The organism is Streptomyces sp. DF42, from assembly GCF_058267695.1.
In genome coordinates, this window is the sequence record NZ_CM177859.1 from 1302138 (window position 1) to 1320265 (window position 18128).

General features: G+C 69.0%; 15 protein-coding genes and 4 pseudogenes. 13 read left to right on the plus strand and 6 right to left on the minus strand.

Annotation, left to right across the window (positions count from 1 at the left end; translation table 11 throughout):
• Nucleotides 1-26 precede the first annotated feature (26 nt).
• Nucleotides 27-1196, minus strand: coding sequence for a thiolase family protein (locus tag ACYUED_RS06025; protein ID WP_491291282.1), 1170 nt, complete (start codon nucleotides 1194-1196; stop codon nucleotides 27-29).
• A 106-nt stretch (nucleotides 1197-1302) separates the two neighbouring features.
• On the opposite strand from ACYUED_RS06025, the gene ACYUED_RS06030 reads away from it, so the two are divergent.
• Together ACYUED_RS06030 and ACYUED_RS06035 are read left to right on the plus strand one after the other, a co-directional pair.
• Entirely contained in the window at nucleotides 1303-1782 is a 480-nt protein-coding gene (locus ACYUED_RS06030) for a winged helix-turn-helix transcriptional regulator (protein WP_491291283.1), read from the plus strand.
• A 126-nt stretch (nucleotides 1783-1908) separates the two neighbouring features.
• Nucleotides 1909-2517, plus strand: a complete 609-nt coding sequence (locus ACYUED_RS06035) for a DUF4328 domain-containing protein (protein ID WP_491291284.1) — start codon at nucleotides 1909-1911, stop codon at nucleotides 2515-2517.
• A 106-nt stretch (nucleotides 2518-2623) separates the two neighbouring features.
• On the opposite strand, the gene ACYUED_RS06040 is transcribed toward ACYUED_RS06035, so the two are convergent.
• The gene (locus ACYUED_RS06040; RefSeq protein ID WP_491291285.1) at nucleotides 2624-3550 is read right to left on the minus strand and encodes a DUF6807 domain-containing protein; all 927 of its coding nucleotides are present in this window, start codon (nucleotides 3548-3550) and stop codon (nucleotides 2624-2626) included.
• Nucleotides 3547-4734 carry a Gfo/Idh/MocA family protein gene (locus ACYUED_RS06045; RefSeq protein ID WP_491291286.1) on the minus strand — a complete coding sequence of 396 codons (1188 nt, stop codon included), beginning with the start codon at nucleotides 4732-4734 and terminating at the stop codon, nucleotides 3547-3549. Before ACYUED_RS06045 ends, ACYUED_RS06040 begins: the two co-directional genes overlap by 4 nt.
• A 289-nt stretch (nucleotides 4735-5023) precedes the next feature.
• On the opposite strand from ACYUED_RS06045, the pseudogene ACYUED_RS06050 reads away from it, so the two are divergent.
• The 8 genes and pseudogenes from ACYUED_RS06050 (at nucleotide 5024) to ACYUED_RS06085 (ending at nucleotide 12853) form a co-directional block, all read left to right on the plus strand.
• A pseudogene (locus ACYUED_RS06050) lies at nucleotides 5024-5898 on the plus strand (undecaprenyl-diphosphate phosphatase).
• 58 nt (nucleotides 5899-5956) lie between these two features.
• Nucleotides 5957-6235: pseudogene (locus ACYUED_RS06055) on the plus strand (hypothetical protein); the annotation flags it as partial.
• An 11-nt stretch (nucleotides 6236-6246) separates the two neighbouring features.
• The gene (locus ACYUED_RS06060; RefSeq protein ID WP_491291287.1) at nucleotides 6247-6783 is read left to right on the plus strand and encodes a hypothetical protein; all 537 of its coding nucleotides are present in this window, start codon (nucleotides 6247-6249) and stop codon (nucleotides 6781-6783) included.
• Between the two features lie 534 nt (nucleotides 6784-7317).
• Nucleotides 7318-8367, plus strand: coding sequence for an ABC transporter ATP-binding protein (locus ACYUED_RS06065; RefSeq protein WP_491291288.1), 1050 nt, complete (start codon nucleotides 7318-7320; stop codon nucleotides 8365-8367).
• Between the two features lie 61 nt (nucleotides 8368-8428).
• Nucleotides 8429-9625, plus strand: a complete 1197-nt coding sequence (locus ACYUED_RS06070; protein ID WP_491291289.1) for an ABC transporter substrate-binding protein — start codon at nucleotides 8429-8431, stop codon at nucleotides 9623-9625.
• 8 nt (nucleotides 9626-9633) lie between these two features.
• Nucleotides 9634-10542, plus strand: coding sequence for an ABC transporter permease (locus ACYUED_RS06075; protein ID WP_491291290.1), 909 nt, complete (start codon nucleotides 9634-9636; stop codon nucleotides 10540-10542).
• A 16-nt stretch (nucleotides 10543-10558) separates the two neighbouring features.
• The gene (locus ACYUED_RS06080) at nucleotides 10559-11374 is read left to right on the plus strand and encodes an ABC transporter permease (RefSeq protein WP_491291291.1); all 816 of its coding nucleotides are present in this window, start codon (nucleotides 10559-10561) and stop codon (nucleotides 11372-11374) included.
• A 39-nt stretch (nucleotides 11375-11413) separates the two neighbouring features.
• Nucleotides 11414-12853 (plus strand): gamma-aminobutyraldehyde dehydrogenase, encoded by a 1440-nt coding sequence (locus tag ACYUED_RS06085; protein ID WP_491291292.1) that lies wholly within the window; start codon nucleotides 11414-11416, stop codon nucleotides 12851-12853.
• On the opposite strand, the gene ACYUED_RS06090 is transcribed toward ACYUED_RS06085, so the two are convergent.
• Nucleotides 12839-13591: a cache domain-containing protein gene (locus ACYUED_RS06090; RefSeq protein ID WP_491291293.1), complete on the minus strand. Its 753-nt coding sequence runs from the start codon at nucleotides 13589-13591 to the stop codon at nucleotides 12839-12841. The two genes, ACYUED_RS06085 and ACYUED_RS06090, sit on opposite strands and share 15 nt — an antisense overlap.
• Nucleotides 13576-14325, minus strand: coding sequence for a FadR/GntR family transcriptional regulator (locus ACYUED_RS06095; RefSeq protein ID WP_491291294.1), 750 nt, complete (start codon nucleotides 14323-14325; stop codon nucleotides 13576-13578). Before ACYUED_RS06095 ends, ACYUED_RS06090 begins: the two co-directional genes overlap by 16 nt.
• Before the next feature lie 151 nt (nucleotides 14326-14476).
• Here ACYUED_RS06095 and ACYUED_RS06100 point away from each other — a divergent pair, with 151 nt between their 5' ends.
• The 3 genes and pseudogenes from ACYUED_RS06100 to ACYUED_RS06110 all read left to right on the plus strand — a co-directional run bounded on the left by ACYUED_RS06100 (nucleotide 14477) and on the right by ACYUED_RS06110 (nucleotide 17290).
• Nucleotides 14477-15955: an amino acid permease gene (locus ACYUED_RS06100; protein WP_491291295.1), complete on the plus strand. Its 1479-nt coding sequence runs from the start codon at nucleotides 14477-14479 to the stop codon at nucleotides 15953-15955.
• Between the two features lie 273 nt (nucleotides 15956-16228).
• Nucleotides 16229-16543, plus strand: a pseudogene (locus ACYUED_RS06105) (glycosyltransferase); the annotation flags it as partial.
• 108 nt (nucleotides 16544-16651) lie between these two features.
• The gene (locus tag ACYUED_RS06110; protein WP_491291296.1) at nucleotides 16652-17290 is read left to right on the plus strand and encodes a helix-turn-helix transcriptional regulator; all 639 of its coding nucleotides are present in this window, start codon (nucleotides 16652-16654) and stop codon (nucleotides 17288-17290) included.
• Between the two features lie 312 nt (nucleotides 17291-17602).
• Here the strand turns inward: ACYUED_RS06110 and ACYUED_RS06115 are convergent.
• Nucleotides 17603-17974: pseudogene (locus ACYUED_RS06115) on the minus strand (transposase); the annotation flags it as partial.
• Nucleotides 17975-18128 lie beyond the last annotated feature (154 nt).

An 18128-nucleotide genomic window follows, 5' to 3' on the forward strand; every position in this document is an offset into this window, starting at 1 on the left:
CGCACCGTCACGGAGCGAGCGACGGTCTACACGCTTTCCAGGACCATCGCGTTGGCCAGCCCGCCCGCCTCGCACATCGTCTGCAGGGCGTAACGGGCGCCACGCGCGCGCATGGCGTGCACCAGGGTGGTCGTCAGGCGCGTGCCGCTCGCGCCCAGCGGGTGGCCGACGGCTATCGCGCCGCCGTGCACATTGACCTTGGCGAGTTCTGCGCCGGTCTCCTGCTGCCAGGCGAGCACGACACTGGAGAACGCCTCGTTGACCTCGAACAGGTCGATCTCGTCCATGCTCAGACCCGCCCTGCGCAGCACCTTCTCGGTCGCCGGTACGACGCCCGTGAGCATCAGCAGCGGGTCGGAACCGGTGACGGCGAAGCTGTGCAGCCGGGCGAGCGGGCGCAGGCCGAGGCGGGCCGCGGTCTCACTGGACGTGATGAGCACGGCGGAGGCGCCGTCGTTGACGGGACTGGCGTTGCCCGCGGTGACGTTCCACTCGATCTGCGGGAAGCGCTCGGCGAAGGCCGGGTCGTGGTACGCGGGCCGTAGGCAGGCGAGGATCTCCGGGGTGCTGTTCGGCCGCACGCACTCGTCGCGCGTAACGCCTTCGAGGGGCGCGACCTCGGCGTCGAAGAGCCCCTTGGCCCAGGCCTCGGCGGCCTTGCGGTGCGAGGAGACCGCGAAAGCGTCCATCTGGTCCCGTGTGATCGACCATTTGGAGGCGATGAGCTCGGCGCTGATGCCCTGCGGGACGAGCCCCTCGGGGTAGCGCTCGGCGACGCCGGGCCCGAAGGGGTCCTTGCCGGGCGGCACGTTCGACCACATCGGCACCCGGCTCATCGACTCCACTCCGCAGGCGACGACGAGGTCGTAGGCGCCGGAGATGACGCCCTGCGCCGCGAAGTGCACGGCCTGCTGGGAGGAGCCGCACTGGCGGTCCACGGTCGTCGCCGGGACGGTCTCCGGGAAGCCCGCCGACAGGACGGCGTAGCGGGTGGTGTTCATCGCCTGCTCGCCGACCTGGTCGACGGTGCCGCCGATGACGTCGTCGATCAGGGCCGGGTCGACGCCGGAGCGGTCCAGGAGAGTGCGCAGGGTGTGGGCGAGGAGCTCGACCGGGTGCACGTGCGCGAGGGAACCGCCCGGCTTGCCCTTTCCGATCGGGGTGCGTACGGCTTCGACGATGACTGCGTCACGCATGTGCGGGCCTCCATGACGAGCATTGGGTGACTACTGGTGAGTAGGAAATCCAAACTCACCATAGCTCCGCGAGTTGGAAAAACAAACCCTCCCTTAGACTGGCCTCATGGCCGCCCCCAAAGACCAGCGCAGTCCGCGCCCCTGTTCCATCGCCGACGCCCTGGCGCTCGTGGGTGAGAAGTACTCCCTGCTCGTCCTGCGCGAGGTGTGCCTGGGCAACGGCCGCTTCGACCAGCTGGTGCGCAACATCGGCGCCCCGCGCGACATCCTGGCCACCCGCCTGCGCCGCCTCGTGGACGCCGGGATCCTGACCAAGCGCGTCTACAGCGAGCGGCCGCAGCGCTTCGAGTACCGGCCTTCCCAGGCGGGGCTCGAACTCGAGCCGGTCCTGATGACCCTCATGGAGTGGGGCGACCGCCATCTCCGCAAGGACGAAGACCGCCCCATGGTGATCGAGCATGTCTGCGGCAACGAACTGGTCCCCGTCGTCACCTGCCGCGCCTGCGGCAACCGGGTGCACCACGAGGACCTCACCGCACACCCCCAGGCCGACGGCTGGACGGTGACGGGACCGACGGCGGCCTGAGTCTGGTCATGGTCAGGTAAACGCGGGCCACGAAACTCACGGGTCAGCCCTATGATCCGAGGCGCCGACGCCATCCCTTGCTGCGCCGACACAGTGCGTGCCGTCCCCGAAAAGCAGGTCTCCGCTGTGACCAGCCCCGTCAGTGGAGCGCCATGGCTCCTCGCCCGTTTCGCACAGGTCGCGATAGCCGCGGCGGCCGTCGCGGAAGTCTTCCGGGCGGTGGCCGTCAGGGCTCATCGGCTGCACCCGACCGACGCGACGCTGAGCAACTCGGGGTTCGCGTCGATGGTGTTCGTGTATCTCATGACGGCGGCGGCGGTGCTCTTCCTGGTGTGGTTCAGCCACTGCCGGCGGAACGCAAAGGTGCGTTCTCCCGACGCCGTCTCCGGATCCGACGTGTGGGCCGTCGTCGCCTGGCTGATACCGGTGGTCAACCTGTGGGTCCCGCGCGGACTCCTCCTCGGGGTCCTGCGCGCGAGCGGCGACGGGACGACGGACAAGAGTCGTGACGAGGACCTGGTCAGCGTCTGGTGGGTGGCCTGGACCGCGCACGCGGTGATCGCTGCGTCCTCCCAGTTCGGAGGCGGGACCTCGACTTTCCTCCTGGCGGCCGGGGAGGCGGTCAACCTCGTGGCGGCGGTCTCCGTGCTGGCCGTGATCCAGCGCATCACCGCGCTGCAGAGCGGAACCCTCGACGCCACGTCGCCGGCCGAGCCGCTGACACCGGCCCCTTAGCGGCCCTGGGGAGTTCCACCGCGTACGCCGTCGACGGCCGGCCGGTCGTGGACCGGCAGGTGCGAGACGGCGACGGCGTCCGGCAGTCCCGTGGACTCCCCCGCGCTCACCAGGGATGCGTCTGCAGGTACTTGGCGATCTCCTGGCGCTCCCACGACCCGTCGGCCACCACGATCCGGTAGCGGCGGGTGAGGGTGTCGCCGGGGGCGAGCTCCAGTTCGCCGTAGAACGCCCAGGACGGGGCGACCGCGGCGAACGGCTCGTTGCGTACGAACCAGTGCGCGGGGTGGGTTCCGTGTTCGCCCAGGTGGTCGTTCTCGGGGGCGTGGGCGAAGACGAGAGTGGCGTGGCCGTCGGAGCCGTCGTGTTCGCCGCAGAAGGCGAGCCAGGACGACTGCTCGCCCATGAGACCGGGACCCTCGGCGTCGGGGCCGATGATCCGGCCGTCGCGGAAGGCCCGCGGGCCGCGCCAGAACAGGCCTGTGTAGCCGGCCATCTCGCGTCCCGCGGTGGTGGGGCTGCCGAAGCGCAGCGGCTCGCCCCGGCGGTTGGTGACGGCACTGGTCCACGTCAGCGCCCAGGATCCGGACTCCGTGTCCACATCGTGGATCTCGACGCGGCGCTCCTCGTCGGCCCACAGTTCGCCGTCGTACGGGTGCCAGGTGAGCCGCTCGGCGATGACCACGCGGTCGTCGTGGGCCGCCACCTCGTCGAAGGCGACGTGTGCCATCGAGCCCACCCGCTCCGGCAGTTCGAGGTAGCCCTCGCCGTGGACGTACGAGTTGCCGCCCCACAGGTTGGCGCCCGACAGGTGCGAGGCCGTCAGCTGCAGGCCCTTGTGCCAGCGGTGATCGTTCGGCCGGTAGTCGGTGACGACGTCGCCCGCCAGGGTGCGCAAGGGGTGGATGTACGGCTTCGGCGACTCCCAGGCCGCCTCCGGGGCGTAGACGTAGCTGAGCAGTTCCACGCCGGTGGCCGGTTCGGTGATCGTGATCCGGTCGCCGTGGGCGTGGACGACGCGCAGGCCGCTCATGCGGACACCTCCTCGGCCGCTGCGGGAGCCACGGGTGCCCAGCCGGGCGCACCCCCGTGCATCGCCGAGTGGAACGGGTCGCCGGGGCCGATCTCGCCGGCCTTCACCGTCGTGTCCGTGAACGCCGACTTGTACAGCGCGGCGATCAGCTCCAGGCTCGTACGCCCGTCGGCGCCGCTGCTGCGCGGCCGCTCCCCCGCGCGCATGCTCGCGACCAGCTCCCGCAACTGCTCCGTGTGCGAGCTGGGCACGTCGGTCCCGAAGTCCTGCCAGGCCGCGGCCTCGTCGGCCCTCACGCCGGGGGCCGGGGTGATGCGCCAGTTCGCGTTGCTGTGGCCGTAGAGATGGGTGAGCTCGACGGTGGCGCGCTCGCAGTCGATGCGGATCCGGCTGACCTCGTCGGGGCTCAGGACACTGTTGACGACCGTCGCCATGGCACCGCTCTCGAACCGGACCAGCGCGGTCGAGACATCCTCGGTCTCCACGTCGTGCACCAGGCGTCCCGCCATCGCCCGCACCTCGCTCCACGGGCCGAGCAGGTCCAGCAGGAGGTCCATCTGGTGGATGCCGTGGCCCATGGCGGGTCCGCCGCCCTCGGTCGCCCAGCGGCCGCGCCAGGGCACGGCGTAGTAGGCGGTGTCGCGGTACCAGGTGGTCTGGCAGTGGGCGACGAGCGGCCGGCCCATGGTCTTCTCGGCGAGCAGCCGGCGCACGTGCCGGGAGCCGGAGCCGAAGCGGTGCTGGAAGACGATGGACGCGTACGGGCCGCCGTCCGCGCCCTCCTCGGCCTCGACCGCGTCGTAGTCGGCGAGCGTCGGCACCGGCGGCTTCTCGCACCACACCCACGCCCCGGCACGCAGGGCGGCGATCGTCTGGTCGCGGTGCAGCGTCGGCGGGGTGCAGACGCTGACCAGGTCGGGGCGCTGCTCACGGAGCATCCGGTCGAGATCGGTGTAGGCGTGCGGGATCCCGGTCTCCCGGCAGAACTCCTCGACCGCGGTGGCATCGATGTCGACAGCGGCTACGACCTCCGTCTCGCCCTCCTCGGCGAGCGCGGCCAGCGCGGACAGGTGCGAGCCCCGGCCGATGGCGCCGATGCCGATGATCGCGGCACGGACGCGCCGGCCGGCGAGGGAGGCGGGGAGGGGCCGGGACGTCCCTGGGCGGGGCTCGGACGTGGACATGGACCTGATCAGCGCTCCTCCGGGGACAACGGGCCGACGAGGAGGAACGCCGGACCTCGGGGAGCAAGCGCTTTCCCCTCCGCTGCAACGTAAGCTCCGCCCCCGCGCGAGGTCAACCATCGGAACGCCATGCGGATGATCATATGGAGGGCCGTCACCGGGGCCGTTTCGCCAAACCCCGGCCCTGGGCGCGTCACCCGGGGGCGCTACGCTGCCCCGTGATCACCCTGCCCGCAGTAGCGGTGCGCACGGCGACCTTCCACGATCAGCACTTGGACTCCGTAACTTCATGTCTTGGTTTGAATCCCTCGTCCTCGGACTCGTCCAGGGGCTGACCGAGTTCCTTCCCGTCTCCTCCAGCGCGCACCTGCGGCTGACCGCGGCCTTCTCGGGCTGGAAGGACCCGGGCGCGGCCTTCACGGCGATCACGCAGATCGGCACCGAGGCCGCCGTGCTGATCTACTTCCGCAAGGACATCGGGCGGATCGTCTCGGCGTGGGCACGCTCACTGGCGAACAAGGAGATGCGCCGGGACCACCATGCGCAGATGGGCTGGCTGGTGATCGTCGGCTCGATCCCGATCGGCGTGCTCGGGCTGCTGTTCAAGGACCAGATCGAGGGGCCGTTCCGCGATCTGCGGATCACCGCGACGATGCTGATCGTCGTCGGTGTGGTCATCGGCATCGCCGACCGGCTGTCGGCGCGTGACGAGACGGGCGGCCGGCACCGGGCGCCCAAGCAGCGCAAGACACTTGAGAACCTGGGCGTGAAGGACGGTCTGATCTTCGGCCTGTGCCAGTCGGCCGCCCTCGTCCCCGGCGTCTCACGCTCCGGCGCCACCATCAGCGGCGGCCTGTTCATGGGCTACAAGCGCGAGGCGGCGCCCGTTACTCCTTCCTCCTCGCCGTTCCCGCGGTGCTGGCCTCGGGCCTGTTCGAGCTGAAGGACGCGATGGAGAGCGACCATGTCTCCTGGGGTCCGACGATGTTCGCGACGGTGATCGCCTTCGTCTCCGGGTACGCCGTCATCGCATGGTTCATGAAGTTCATCTCGACCAAGAGCTTCATGCCGTTCGTGTGGTACCGCATCGCGCTCGGCATCGTCATCATCGTCCTGGTCGCGGCGGGCGCGCTGAGCCCGCACGCGGCGGAGTCGGCGGGCTGACCGGGGCCCGGCGGCCGTCAACGCCCATACCTGGCACGGGAGTTGACGGCCGACAGGCCTGGATCAGCCTGCCGGTCGGGCGGGTCGGCAGGTGCTGCGTCTGGCGCGGGAGAATCCCGGCTGGGGCTACCGGCGCATCCACGGCGAGCTGCTGGTTCAGGGCGTGCAGGTGGCCGTCTCCACGGTGTGGGAGATCCTGAAGGAGGCGGGGATCGACCCGGCACCCGAGCGGGGTTCCAGCACCTGGACGGACTTTCTGCGCTCTCAGGCCGACGCCCTGCTGGCATGCGACTTCTTCGAAGCGGTCACCCTGTCCGGGGCGCGGCTGTACGTGTTGCCCGCGACCAGGTGATCCAGGCCAACGGCATCAGCCCCGCGGACACCGACCGGGACACGCTCCTCGGGATGATCGGCCGTCGGATCCTGACCGGTCTGCTCCCTCCCCGCCGGCAACGGGTCAGCACCCGCAAGGTCAAGTCACCGATGTCCCGCTACAGCGAGCGCCACGCCGACGGCCGGCCCGGCACAAGCGACACCGTCACCCGACTAGACGTCACCGTCATCGAACCCGTGGATCAACCCGCGCTGCCCACGGCCTCCCGGGACGACCGACACGCCAGCCCTTCCGTACGGCGCCGACACCGCATCCTGGCCCTGCTCCAGAAAGACCCCACGCGTCTGTGGCAACCCCGTGAGATCGCCGCCCACTTCGGCGATGCCACCCTGGAAACCATGTACAGACAACTGAACCGATGGGCCGCCGGCGGCCTCATCCAGGTCGCGTCCCGCGACGTGGAGCAGGGGATCAAGCCTTACGCGTTCCGGTACGAAGCTCCAGGCGATCTGCGCCGAGCTGGCCGTCTACGAGGCGCCCTGCCGGGGTGAGTTGAGCGCCCGGTTGCGCGAACTACCGTCGCCGGCCTGCGGATTCCGGCGACTTGATCGGCTACACCACCAGGCGGGACGCCACCCTCATCCCACAAACTCGGCCCCGGCCTCTACGCCGCAACAGCGTGGTCCCCAGCCCCACTTGCGTGACCTGCGAAAACGCTAACTACCCGGCCTTGGGGCAACGCCCGTTCGCCACATCCACCCCTACCTGCCTGCCCAACCCGACCGGAGTGCAGAAACCCGGCACAGCAGGCCCCGGACGACCGCCAGGCCACCCGAACACCACCCGTGCCGCCCGTCCCGCCGTAGGCGAAGGCCACCAGCACGGAGCAACACCGGAGAGCCATTCCGGCTCGAACACCACGTGAGGGAGGTAAAAACACGAGCTCAGGCGCGGGTGTCGGGGTGGGTCCTTCAGGGTTCCTGCACTTGGGCAAGTCTTCGTCCAACCCCCTTGACCATTGAAGTATAAGTTCATATGTTTTCCGGGCAACGTCCAGCGCCCGTATAACCAGAAGGGTTCCGCCCATGCCCGGGGAAGGAACAGCCATCCGGCTGCAGAGCTTGCGCAAGTCGTTCGGTCAGGTGGAAGCGGTCTCCGGGGTGGATTTGGAGATCCGCGACGGAGAGTTCTTCTCCATGCTGGGCCCCTCGGGCTCCGGCAAGACCACCGTCCTGCGGATGATCGCCGGATTCGAGCCCAGCACCAGCGGAACCGTCGAGCTGGCGGGCAAGGATGTCACCCGCCTCGCGCCGTTCGAGCGGGATGTCAACACCGTCTTCCAGGACTATGCCCTCTTCCCGCACATGACGCTGGAACAGAACGTCGCGTACGGACTCAAGATCCGCAAGGTGCCCAAGGCGCAACGCCTGGAACGCGCCCGTGAAGCACTGGCGAACGTACGCCTCGAAGGCTTCGGCAAGCGCCGCCCTGCCCAGCTGTCAGGCGGCCAGCGGCAGCGCGTCGCGCTCGCCCGCGCCCTGGTCAACCGCCCCAAGGTGCTGCTGCTCGACGAGCCGCTGGGCGCCCTGGACCTCAAACTCCGCGAGGAGATGCAGGTCGAGCTGAAGGCCTTGCAGCGCGAGGTCGGCATCACCTTCGTCTTCGTCACCCACGACCAGGACGAGGCGCTGACCATGAGCGACCGGATCGCGGTGTTCAACCAGGGCCGGATCGAGCAGGTCGGCACCCCTGCCGAAGTGTACGAACGCCCCGCCACCGCCTTCGTCGCGGGCTTTGTCGGCACGTCGAACCTTCTGACCGGCGAGGCGGCGCGGAAGGTGGTCGGCGCGGCCGGTACCTACAGCGTCCGCCCCGAGAAGATCCACCTCCTGGACAGCCCGGACGCCCTCGGCAAGGCCGAGGCGACGCACACCAGCGCCGTCGGCACCGTCGCCGGGGTTGTCTATCTCGGCGACGCGACCCGCTTCATCGTCGACCTCGACGCCGGCGGCCGGCTCACCGCCCTGCAGCAGAACACGGAGACCTCGTCCGACGAGGTCGCCGCCTACCGAGGCACCCGGGTCCGCCTGCAGTGGCACGAGCGTCACAACTTCCGCGTCGCGGACCCGCGGTGAACCACCGGCCCCCGCACTTCTGTCCGCCTTCCCTCGTTCCCGCGCCCACCACGGAGACATCGTGCGACTGATACACACCCTCGGCTGTACCGCCGCCCTCGGCGTCCTCACCCTGGCCACCGCCTGCGGCGGCTCCTCGACGTCCACCAGCAGCGACGGCACCTTCACGCCGCCCAAGCTGACCGCCCAGAAGACCCTCGGCAAGGGCGAGGGCGAGGTCAACCTGATCGCCTGGGCCGGCTACGCCGAGGACGGATCCAACGACAAGTCCGTCGACTGGGTCCACCCGTTCGAGAAGGAGACCGGCTGCAAGGTCAACACCAAGACCGCCGGAACCTCCGACGAGATGGTCAGCCTGATGAAGACCGGCCAGTACGACGCCGTCTCCGCCTCCGGCGACGCCTCGCTGCGCCTGATCGCCTCAGGCGACGCCGCCCCGGTCAACACCAAGCTCGTCCCCAACTACAAGAACGTCTTCGCCGGCCTGAAGTTGCAGAAGTGGAATTCCGTGGGCGGAGTCGCCTACGGCATCCCGCACGGCCGGGGCGCCAACCTGCTGATGTACCGCACCGACAAGGTGTCCCCGGCCCCCACCTCCTGGTCCGCCGTGTTCGACAAGTCCTCCGCATACAAGGGCCATGTCACCGCGTACGACTCGGCGATCTACATCGCCGACGCCGCCCTGTACCTGAGCAGGACCAAGCCCTCGCTGGGGATCAAGAACCCGTACGCGCTCGACCAGAAGCAGTTCGACGCAGCCGTGGCCCTGCTGAAGGAGCAGAACGCCAACGTCAGCGAGTACTGGAGCGACTATCTCAAGGAGATCTCCGCCTTCAAGAGCGGCGACTCGGTGGTCGGCACCAGCTGGCAGGTCATCGCCAACCTTGCCCAGGCCGAGAAGGCCAAGGTCAAGGCCATCCTGCCGAGCGAGGGCTCGACCGGCTGGTCCGACACCTGGATGATCTCCGCCAAGGCCAAGCACCCCGACTGCGCCTACCAGTGGATGAACTGGATCGTCTCCCCCAAGGTCAACGCCCAGGTCGCCGAGTGGTTCGGCGAGGCTCCCGCCAACTCCAAGTCCTGCGCCCTGACCTCGGACCCGAGCTTCTGCACCACGTACCACGCCGCGGACGAGACGTACTGGAAGCAGGTCCACTTCTGGACCACCCCGATCCAGCAGTGCCTCGACGGCCGCACAGACGTCAAGTGCGTGCCCTACGCCAAGTGGGCCCAGGCGTGGACCGAGATCAAGGGCTGAAAGATCCCATGACCGACACCGCTCGCGCAGCCGCTCCGGAGCACGGCATCACACCCGGCCCGGGCCGGCGGCTCGCCGGGTCCCTGCACCGCCACCCGCGGCTGCGACTGTCCCTGCTGCTGACCGCCCCGATGACCTGGCTCGTCGTCGCCTACCTGGGATCACTGGCAGCCCTGTTCATGTCCGCCTTCTGGACCACCGACCCGTTCACCTCCGACGTGGTCAGGACCTGGACGCCCGACAACTTCAAGGCCCTGTTCACCGCCGATGTCTACCGCAACGTAGTGCTGCGCAGCATCGGCGTGGCCCTCGCGGTCACCGTCATCGACGTCCTGATCGCCTTCCCCATCGCCTTCTACACCGCCCGGGTCGCCAAGCCCAGGTACCGCCCCCTGCTGGTGGTCGCGGTGCTCACCCCACTGTGGGCGAGCTACCTGGTCAAGGCGTACGCCTGGCGGATCATCCTGTCCGAGGGGGGCCTACTGGACTGGGCGCTGGGGCACTTCGGCGCCGCCGGGCCGGGATACGGGCTGCCCGCGGTCATCATGGTGCTGTCCTACCTCTGGCTGCCCTACATGATCCTGCCGATCCATGCCGGGCTGGAGCAGCTTCCCGCGAACCTCCTGGACGCCTCGGCGGACCTGGGTGCCCGCACCTGGCGGACCTTCCGGTCGGTGGTGGTCCCCATGGTGTTCCCGTCGATCGCCGCAGGGTCCGTGTTCACCTTCTCGCTCAGCCTCGGCGACTACATCGCCGTGCAGATCGTCGGTGGCAAGACCCAGCTCATCGGCAACCTGGTCTACTCCAACATCACGCTCGACCTGCCGCTGGCCGCCGCGCTCGGCACCGTACCCGTGGTCGTCATCGTGCTCTACCTGCTCGCAGTGCGCCGCAGCGGCGCACTGGCCGCGCTGTGAGGACTCTGAGGAAAGCATGCAACTCTCCCGTCCCGCACGCACAGTCCTGCGTGCGACCGCGGCCATCGGCTTCGCGATCATCTACGTCCCGTTGCTGCTGGTCCTGGTCAACTCGTTCAACATCGACAAGACCTTCGGCTGGCCGCCCTCCGGCTTCACCCTGCACTGGTGGGGCAACGCCTGGCACAGCTCCGGCGCACGGGACGCCCTGTGGACCTCGGTCAAGGCCGGCCTCGGCGCCACCGCGATCGCGCTGGTGCTGGGCACGCTGATCGCGTTCGCCGTGCAGCGTTACAGGTTCTTCGGCCGGGAGAGTGTCTCCTTCCTGGTGGTGCTGCCGATCGCACTGCCCGGCATCGTCACCGGCGTCGCCCTCAACACCGCCTTCCGCGCGGTCCTCGAACCGCTCGGCGTCGGCCTCGGCCTCTTCACCGTCATCGTCGGTCACGCCACCTTCTGCGTCGTCGTGGTCTTCAACAACGTCGTCGCGCGGCTGCGCCGGATGTCCGGCTCGTACGAGGAAGCCGCCGCCGACCTGGGCGCGGACACCTTCCAGACGTTCCGCGACATCACCTTCCCCCTGGTGCGCTCAGCCCTGGTGGCGGGCGGCCTGCTCGCCTTCGCGCTCTCCTTCGACGAGATCGTGGTCACCACGTTCACCGCCGGGCCCGGTGTCCAGACCCTCCCGGTCTGGATTTTTTCCAACATGGCCCGGCCGCAGCAGGCCCCGGTGGTCAATGTCGTCGCCGCCGTGCTGGTGCTGCTCTCCGTCATCCCCGTCTACCTGGCCCAGCGGCTGTCGTCCGACACGGCCTCCGGCAGCAGGATCTGAAGCGATCAAGGAACCACCCATGTGCCAACTGGAGATCCAGTGACAACCACTCTGCGCACGCTGCGGAACCACATCCACGGGGAATCCCTGGACGCCGCCGACGGTCGGACCATCGAGATCGTCAACCCGGTGACCGGTGAGATCTACGCGACCTCGCCGCTGTCCGGCCAGGCGGACGTCGACGCCGCCATGGGCGCCGCCGCAGCCGCTTTCCCGGCGTGGCGCGACACCACTCCGGCCGAACGACAGCGCCTGCTGCTGAAGATCGCGGACACCTTCGAGGCACGGGCCGGGGAACTCGTCGCCGTCGAGTCCGAGAACACCGGCAAGCCGCTGGGGCTGACGGCGAGCGAGGAGGTGCCGCCGATGGTGGACCAGATCCGCTTCTTCGCGGGTGCCGCCCGGCTGCTGGAGGGCCGCTCGGCCGGTGAGTACATGGAGGGCATGACCTCCATCGTCCGGCGTGAGCCCGTCGGGATCTGCGCGCAGGTCGCACCGTGGAACTACCCGATGCTGATGGCAGCCTGGAAGTTCGCCCCGGCACTGGCCGCGGGCAACACCGTGGTCCTGAAGCCTTCCGAAACCACGCCGGCCTCCGCCCTGCTGATGGCCTCGATCATCGGGTCCATCCTGCCCAGGGGCGTCTTCAACGTCGTCTGCGGCGACCGCGACACCGGCCGCCTGATGGTCGAACACCCCACACCGGCGATGGCCTCCATCACCGGCTCCGTAAGGGCCGGCAAGCAGGTCGCCGAGTCCGCGGCCAAGGACGTCAAGCGCGTGCACCTGGAGTTGGGCGGCAAGGCACCCGCCGTCGTCTTCGCCGACGCCGACATCGTCCGGGCCGTCGAGGGCATCTCTGTGGCCGGCTTCTTCAACGCCGGCCAGGACTGTACGGCCGCGACCCGCGTTCTCGTGGAGGAGTCGGTCCACGACGAGTTGGTGGCGGCGTTGGCGCGGGCCGCCGCCGACACGAGGACCGGTCGGCCCGACGACCCGCGCGTGCTGTACGGACCGCTCAACAACGCCAACCAGCTCAAGCAGGTCTCCGGCTTCATCGAGCGGCTGCCCGCGCATGCCAGGATCGAGGCAGGCGGCAGCCGCGTCGGCGACAAGGGCTACTTCTACGCCCCCACCGTCGTCTCCGGCCTCAGGCAGGACGACGAGATCATCCAGAACGAGGTATTCGGCCCGGTCATCACCGTCCAGTCCTTCCGCGACGAGGCGCAGGCCCTGGCATACGCCAACGGCGTCGACTACGCCCTGGCCTCCTCGGTGTGGACGAAGGACCACGCACGCGCGATGCGCATGTCCAAGAAGCTGGACTTCGGCTGCGTGTGGATCAACACCCATATCCCGCTGGTCGCCGAGATGCCGCACGGCGGTTTCAAGAAATCCGGTTACGGCAAGGATCTGTCCGCGTACGGCTTCGAGGACTACACCCGCATCAAGCACGTCATGACGTCACTGGACGCGTGAAGTGCGCCCCGCCGTTACCAGCACCAGCGGGATCGCCTCGCAGGGGTGCAGTACCACCTCGCCGCGCGCGGCGGCAGCGTCGAGGTCCCTGACCAGGGAACCCGCCAGCTGAGCCGCGGTATTGGACGCGGCGACCCGGCCGCGCGGATTGACCAGGAAGGCGGGTCCCTCGATGCGGCGCAGCGCGGGGCCGACAGCGGCTTCGAAGTGGCGCAGGTACACGTCGGCGGCGGCCACGCCTGCGAACGCGCCGTCCACGACCACCGGCGTCGAGAGGGTGAGGCTGTACTCGTCGGAGCACAGATAGTCGACGTACGGCCCGGACACTGCGCGCTGCCCGGTGGCCCGGGGCAGGGCGAACCAGTCCCAAGCGGTGTAGTCCGAGAACGCGGACGTGTCCGGGTCCAGATCCAGCAGCATGGGCTGGACCCCGCCATCGGCCCGGGTCTGCCACCATTCCAGCCAGGCGGGTACGTCGCTGAGCAGGCCCGGTTCGGCGATGAAGCCGGTGCCGGAGATCAGCTTGGCCTCGTGGACAAGCTGATCGCGTAGCAGCGGCTGGAGCTGGGCCAGGTCGGCCGAGGTGGGGCGCAGCCCCCGCCCGCTGATGCGCCCGAGCAGGACGGCGGTCTGTTCGCAGGTCTGCTGGACGGTGGTGAAGACACTCTCCAGCATGCCGCTGACCCGGGCGGCCGCCTCGGCGACGGTGTCGCCGTCGGGGCTCAGTGTTCTTGCCATGTCTCGTCCAGTCGCAGTTCTATGAGGTGCCGCACCGCGTCGCGAACGTGCTCCTCGGCCAGGAGACGCGCCTGAAGTCCGTCACCGGCCATGATGGCGTCGAAAAGGGCCCGGTGCTGCGCGTCGGCGGTCCGGTGGATTTCCGCCTGGGTGAACGGCAGACACAGTAGTGGACCGATCTCGGTCTGGAAACGGATCTCCTCGCGGGTCAGCCGGGAGGACTGGGCAGCGGCGGCGATCTCCACATGGAAGCGGCCGTCGATGCGGCCGCGTGCGCCGGCGTCGACGGCGTCGGCGAAGTCCCGCAGCGAACGGTTGGGGGCTTCCAGGTCGTGCTTGTCCGCACGGTCGGCGGCGAGCCGGGCGGTGGCTCCGGCGACGGCGGCATAGTGGTCACTGAGGTCGCGCAGTTCCTCCGTGGTGTGGGCTTGCAGCCGCTGCCGCAGGCGGTCGTGCAGATTCCCGGCAGGGGCGCGGACGAACGTCCCTCCACCCCGACCACGCCGTGTGATGACGAGGCCCTGCTGCCGCAGGGCCATCAAAGCCTCGCGCAGACTCACAGTGGAGACACCAAGCCGCTCGGAGAGGTCACTCTCACCGGGCAACTGCTCGCCGTCCGTCAGCAACCCCAGGGTGATGGCGTCGCCGAGACGTCGAACGACGGCCTCGACCCTGGCTTCCGTATCCAGGGGGGCGAAGATCCCACGGCGGGCAGCACTGGAGAGTGGGTTCACGTCTGTTCTGCCGTCCTTCCGATGGGTGCCGCTGACCTCATCTCATCACAGAACGATTTCATAGGTCGCCAAGCATTGCCATATGACCTATGGATTCATATCTTTACGCCACCCGCGCACACTCCCCCTGTGCCCTGCGAGAGGCCCCCCGATGTCACTCTCCCCACCCAAAGCCCAGCCCGCCCCGGACGCCCAGGACGCGGCAGATGCCGCCCAACTGGCCTCACTCGGCTACAGCCAGAAGCTGACCCGCGCGCTCGGCCTGTGGTCGAACTTCGCGGTGGGATTCACCTACCTCTCTCCGTTGGTGGGTGTGTACTCGGTCTTCGACTACGGGCTGGCCACTGGCGGCCCCTCGTTCTTCTGGACCATCCCGCTCGTCCTGATCGGCCAGGGCCTGGTGCTGCTGATCTTCGCCGAGGTCGCCTCGCAGTATCCGATCGCGGGCGGCATCTATCAGTGGGCCAAGCGATTGGTCGGCCCCAAGTACGCCTGGATGTCCGGGTGGATGTACACATGGGCGCTCCTGGTGACCATCACATCGGTGGCGTACCCGATCGCCAAGTACGCGGGCCCGCTCTTCGGCTACGCGGTCACCGGTGCCAGCACCATCGCGACCACGGTCGTGGTCATCCTGCTGTGCGCCGCGGTGAACCTGCTCGGCGTACGGCGGCTGGCCTTCGTCGCCAACATCGGCGTGGTGGCCGAAGTCCTGGGCACCGTGGTGCTGGGCGTCTACCTGCTGGTCTTCCACCACAAGCAGGACGTGACCGTGGTGCTGCACACGTCCGGCGCGGGTGCCAACGGCGGCTATCTGGGGGCCTTCCTGGCCTCATGCCTCTTCGCGGTCTGGATCTTCTACGGCTTCGAGGCCTGCGGTGACATCGCAGAGGAGGTCAAGGACCCCTCGCGCAAAGTGCCGCGTGCGATGGGCATGACCCTGGGCGTGGGCGCCGTCGCGACCGTGATCCTCACCCTGGGCCTCATCCTGGCGGTGCCGGACTTCGGCGCGGTCATCAGCGGCAAGTCCGCCGACCCGCTCGGTGAGGTGCTGGCCGACTCGCTGGGCACCGTCGGCAGTAAGTTCGCGCTGGCTCTGATCGTCGTCGGCTTCGTGTCCTGCACCCTGGCGATCCAGGCCGCGGCGACCCGGCTGGTCTACTCCTACGCCCGTGACGGGGTCATCGTCGGCGCCAAGCGGTTGTCCAAGCTGCACCCCACCTTTCACATGCCGCCGGCCGCAACCGCCGTCACCGCGGTCATCCCGGCCGGCCTTGCCTTCCTCCCCTCCGCGACGGTCACCCGGATCATCACCTTCTCGGTGGTGGGCATCTACATGGGCTTCCAGTCCGTCGTGCTGGCCTCGGCCATCGGCCGCGCCCGGGGTTGGAAGCCTGCCGGCACCTTCCGGCTCGGACGCTGGGGCTGGGCCGTGAACATCGCCGCACTGATCTACGGGGTGACCGCGATCGTTGTCCTGTCCGTCAAGACCCCCGCCAACGGCGACTCCTTCTTCGACCGCTGGCTGGTCCCGCTGTCGGTCGGCATCGTCGCCCTCATCGGCTTCGTCTACCTGGCGATCGCCCGCCCCAAGGAGCGCATCGCCGACGAGAACCGGTCGGATCGGTAGCGAGCGACGGGCCCGGAGCCGCGCAGGTCACCGGCCTGCGCGGCCCTGCCGTTTCCGGTCGCTCCGGTGAGGAGCTGGGCCTTCTGGCGGGGGCCGAGGCCGCGGATGCGGCGGCCGGTCGGCCAGGACCGGCTCGCCGACTGGTACCGCGCGGCGTCCGTACTGGGATACCCCCCAGGGTATCTCTGTTAGAGTAGGCACCGAATACCCCCTGGGGTACACCGCACTGATGGAGGAGCCGCAGTCGTGTTCTTCGTCGACACCCTTGAGTTCGAGATGCCGTCCCACAGCGAGTCCTTCGGCCTGGTCGCCGTCGAGGCCCAGGCCTGTGGCACACCGGTGATCGCCGCAGAGGTCGGCGGACTGCCGGTGGCGGTGCGCGACGGCGTCAGCGGCGTCGTCGTACCGGGGCACGACCCCGCGGACTACGCACGTGCACTGTCCGCCTTCGCCGACGACCCGGCACGCTCCGCCCGGATGGGCACGGCCGCGGCCCGGCAGGCCCACCGCTTCGGCTGGGACACCACCGCCGCGGCGACGGCGGACGGGTACACGGCGGCCCTGCGGGACCGCCCCCCGGCCAGGTGACCGCCGCCCTGTGGGTCCGGCCCGCAGTGCTTCCGCAGACCGGTCAGACCGGCGGGCCCGGCGTAGCTGATGCGGGTGAGCCGTTCATATTGCGACTTAATACTTTCCATGACGAACCCGGTTGGAGGAGCCGTGAAGTCGGTGTGTGCGGCGGTGCAAGCGGCGGATCCGGTCACCAAGGCCGGTCTGGCGGCGTGCTTGGGGAGCGGTCGGCAGGTCACCTTAACGGCCGTGGAGGAGGCCGAGGCCGTGGTGGTCGCGGTCAGCTCGGTCGACGCCTCGGCGCTGGATCTGCTGCGGGTTCTGCCCGCACCAGCGCAGGCCCGTTTCGTGCTGGTCGCGGACGGCGGCTGGTACGTCGACCCGACCGCTGTGGCAGAGCATCGGGTGCGGGCGGTGCTGTGGCGAGCCGAGACGGATGGCACAGCGCTGGTACAGACGGTGCGCGCCGTGGCGGTCGGGCAGGCGTGTCTGCCCCCAGTAATCCAGGGCCGACTGCTGGATCAGCTCGAATACGTCCAGCGCGAGGTCCTCAGCCCCAAGGGTCTGACCGCCTCCGGGCTCAGCTGCCGGGAGATCGACGTCCTGCGTCTGGTCTCGGAGGGAATGACCCTGTCCGAGATCGCCGTCAAGCTGAGCTACGCCGAGCGCACCATCAAGAACATCGTGTCCGCTGTCATGATCCGCCTCGGCGTGCGTAACCGGGTGCAGGCGGTGTCGTACGCCATCCGTGCCGGGCTCATATGATTGGCGGCCTCGGCTCCGCCACCGCCACAGGGCTTGCGCAAGTTCCCGGGATCGCCCAACTGGCGTGAGGGTGTCGCTGGTTGGGGTGGATGACAGAGCGGACCCGGGATCCGTGATCATTCAGGTGTCTAAGCCAAGTGATCAAGAGGGTTCCCTTGTCCGCTGTCTCAGCTTCTCCAACCCCTGCCGTGTTGGCCAAGTTGGGTCCGCTCCATCCGGACGACATGTCTGACCTGCGGTTCTGTGCTGTGGGGCTCGTAGAGTCATCGCCGCAGGTTAGGACGGTAGAGCGGTCCCGGCTGGGACCATGTCCCGACCGTACATGTGACAGAACAGCCGGTCCGGGCTGGTATTCGCATCTGGCCGCAGCCAGTTGCTGACGTCGATCGCCAGGACCAGCCGCCCCTCCGCCGTCCGGGGCAGCGGCAGCCCCGCCAGCGCCCTGCGCAGCCGGGACAGATCCAGACGCCCACGGTTCAGCCCCCCGTACAACGCACCATGCCCACGCTGGTGCTCAGGCGCCAAGGACAGCCCGACCAACGTCTTCACCGGGCCGTCCGCACACAGCAAGGCGTCACTCAACTCGAACAAGGCGTCGGGCCGCTGGGTCAGGCAGGCACACAACTCCCTCCGGAAGCATGACAGTTCGGCAAACCCATCCCGCGGGACATCCCGCTGCAGCAGACTCGTTGCTACGGCCTTCGTGCTGGTCAAGTGCCTCTGTGACGGAGCACAGGATCAGGCGAAGGCCGCTCTCACGTCAGGCGCTCAGCCGAGAACGTCAGCAAGTTCGAGGCTATGTTCGACCACGGACGATGAACGCCAAGCTTAGGCGAAC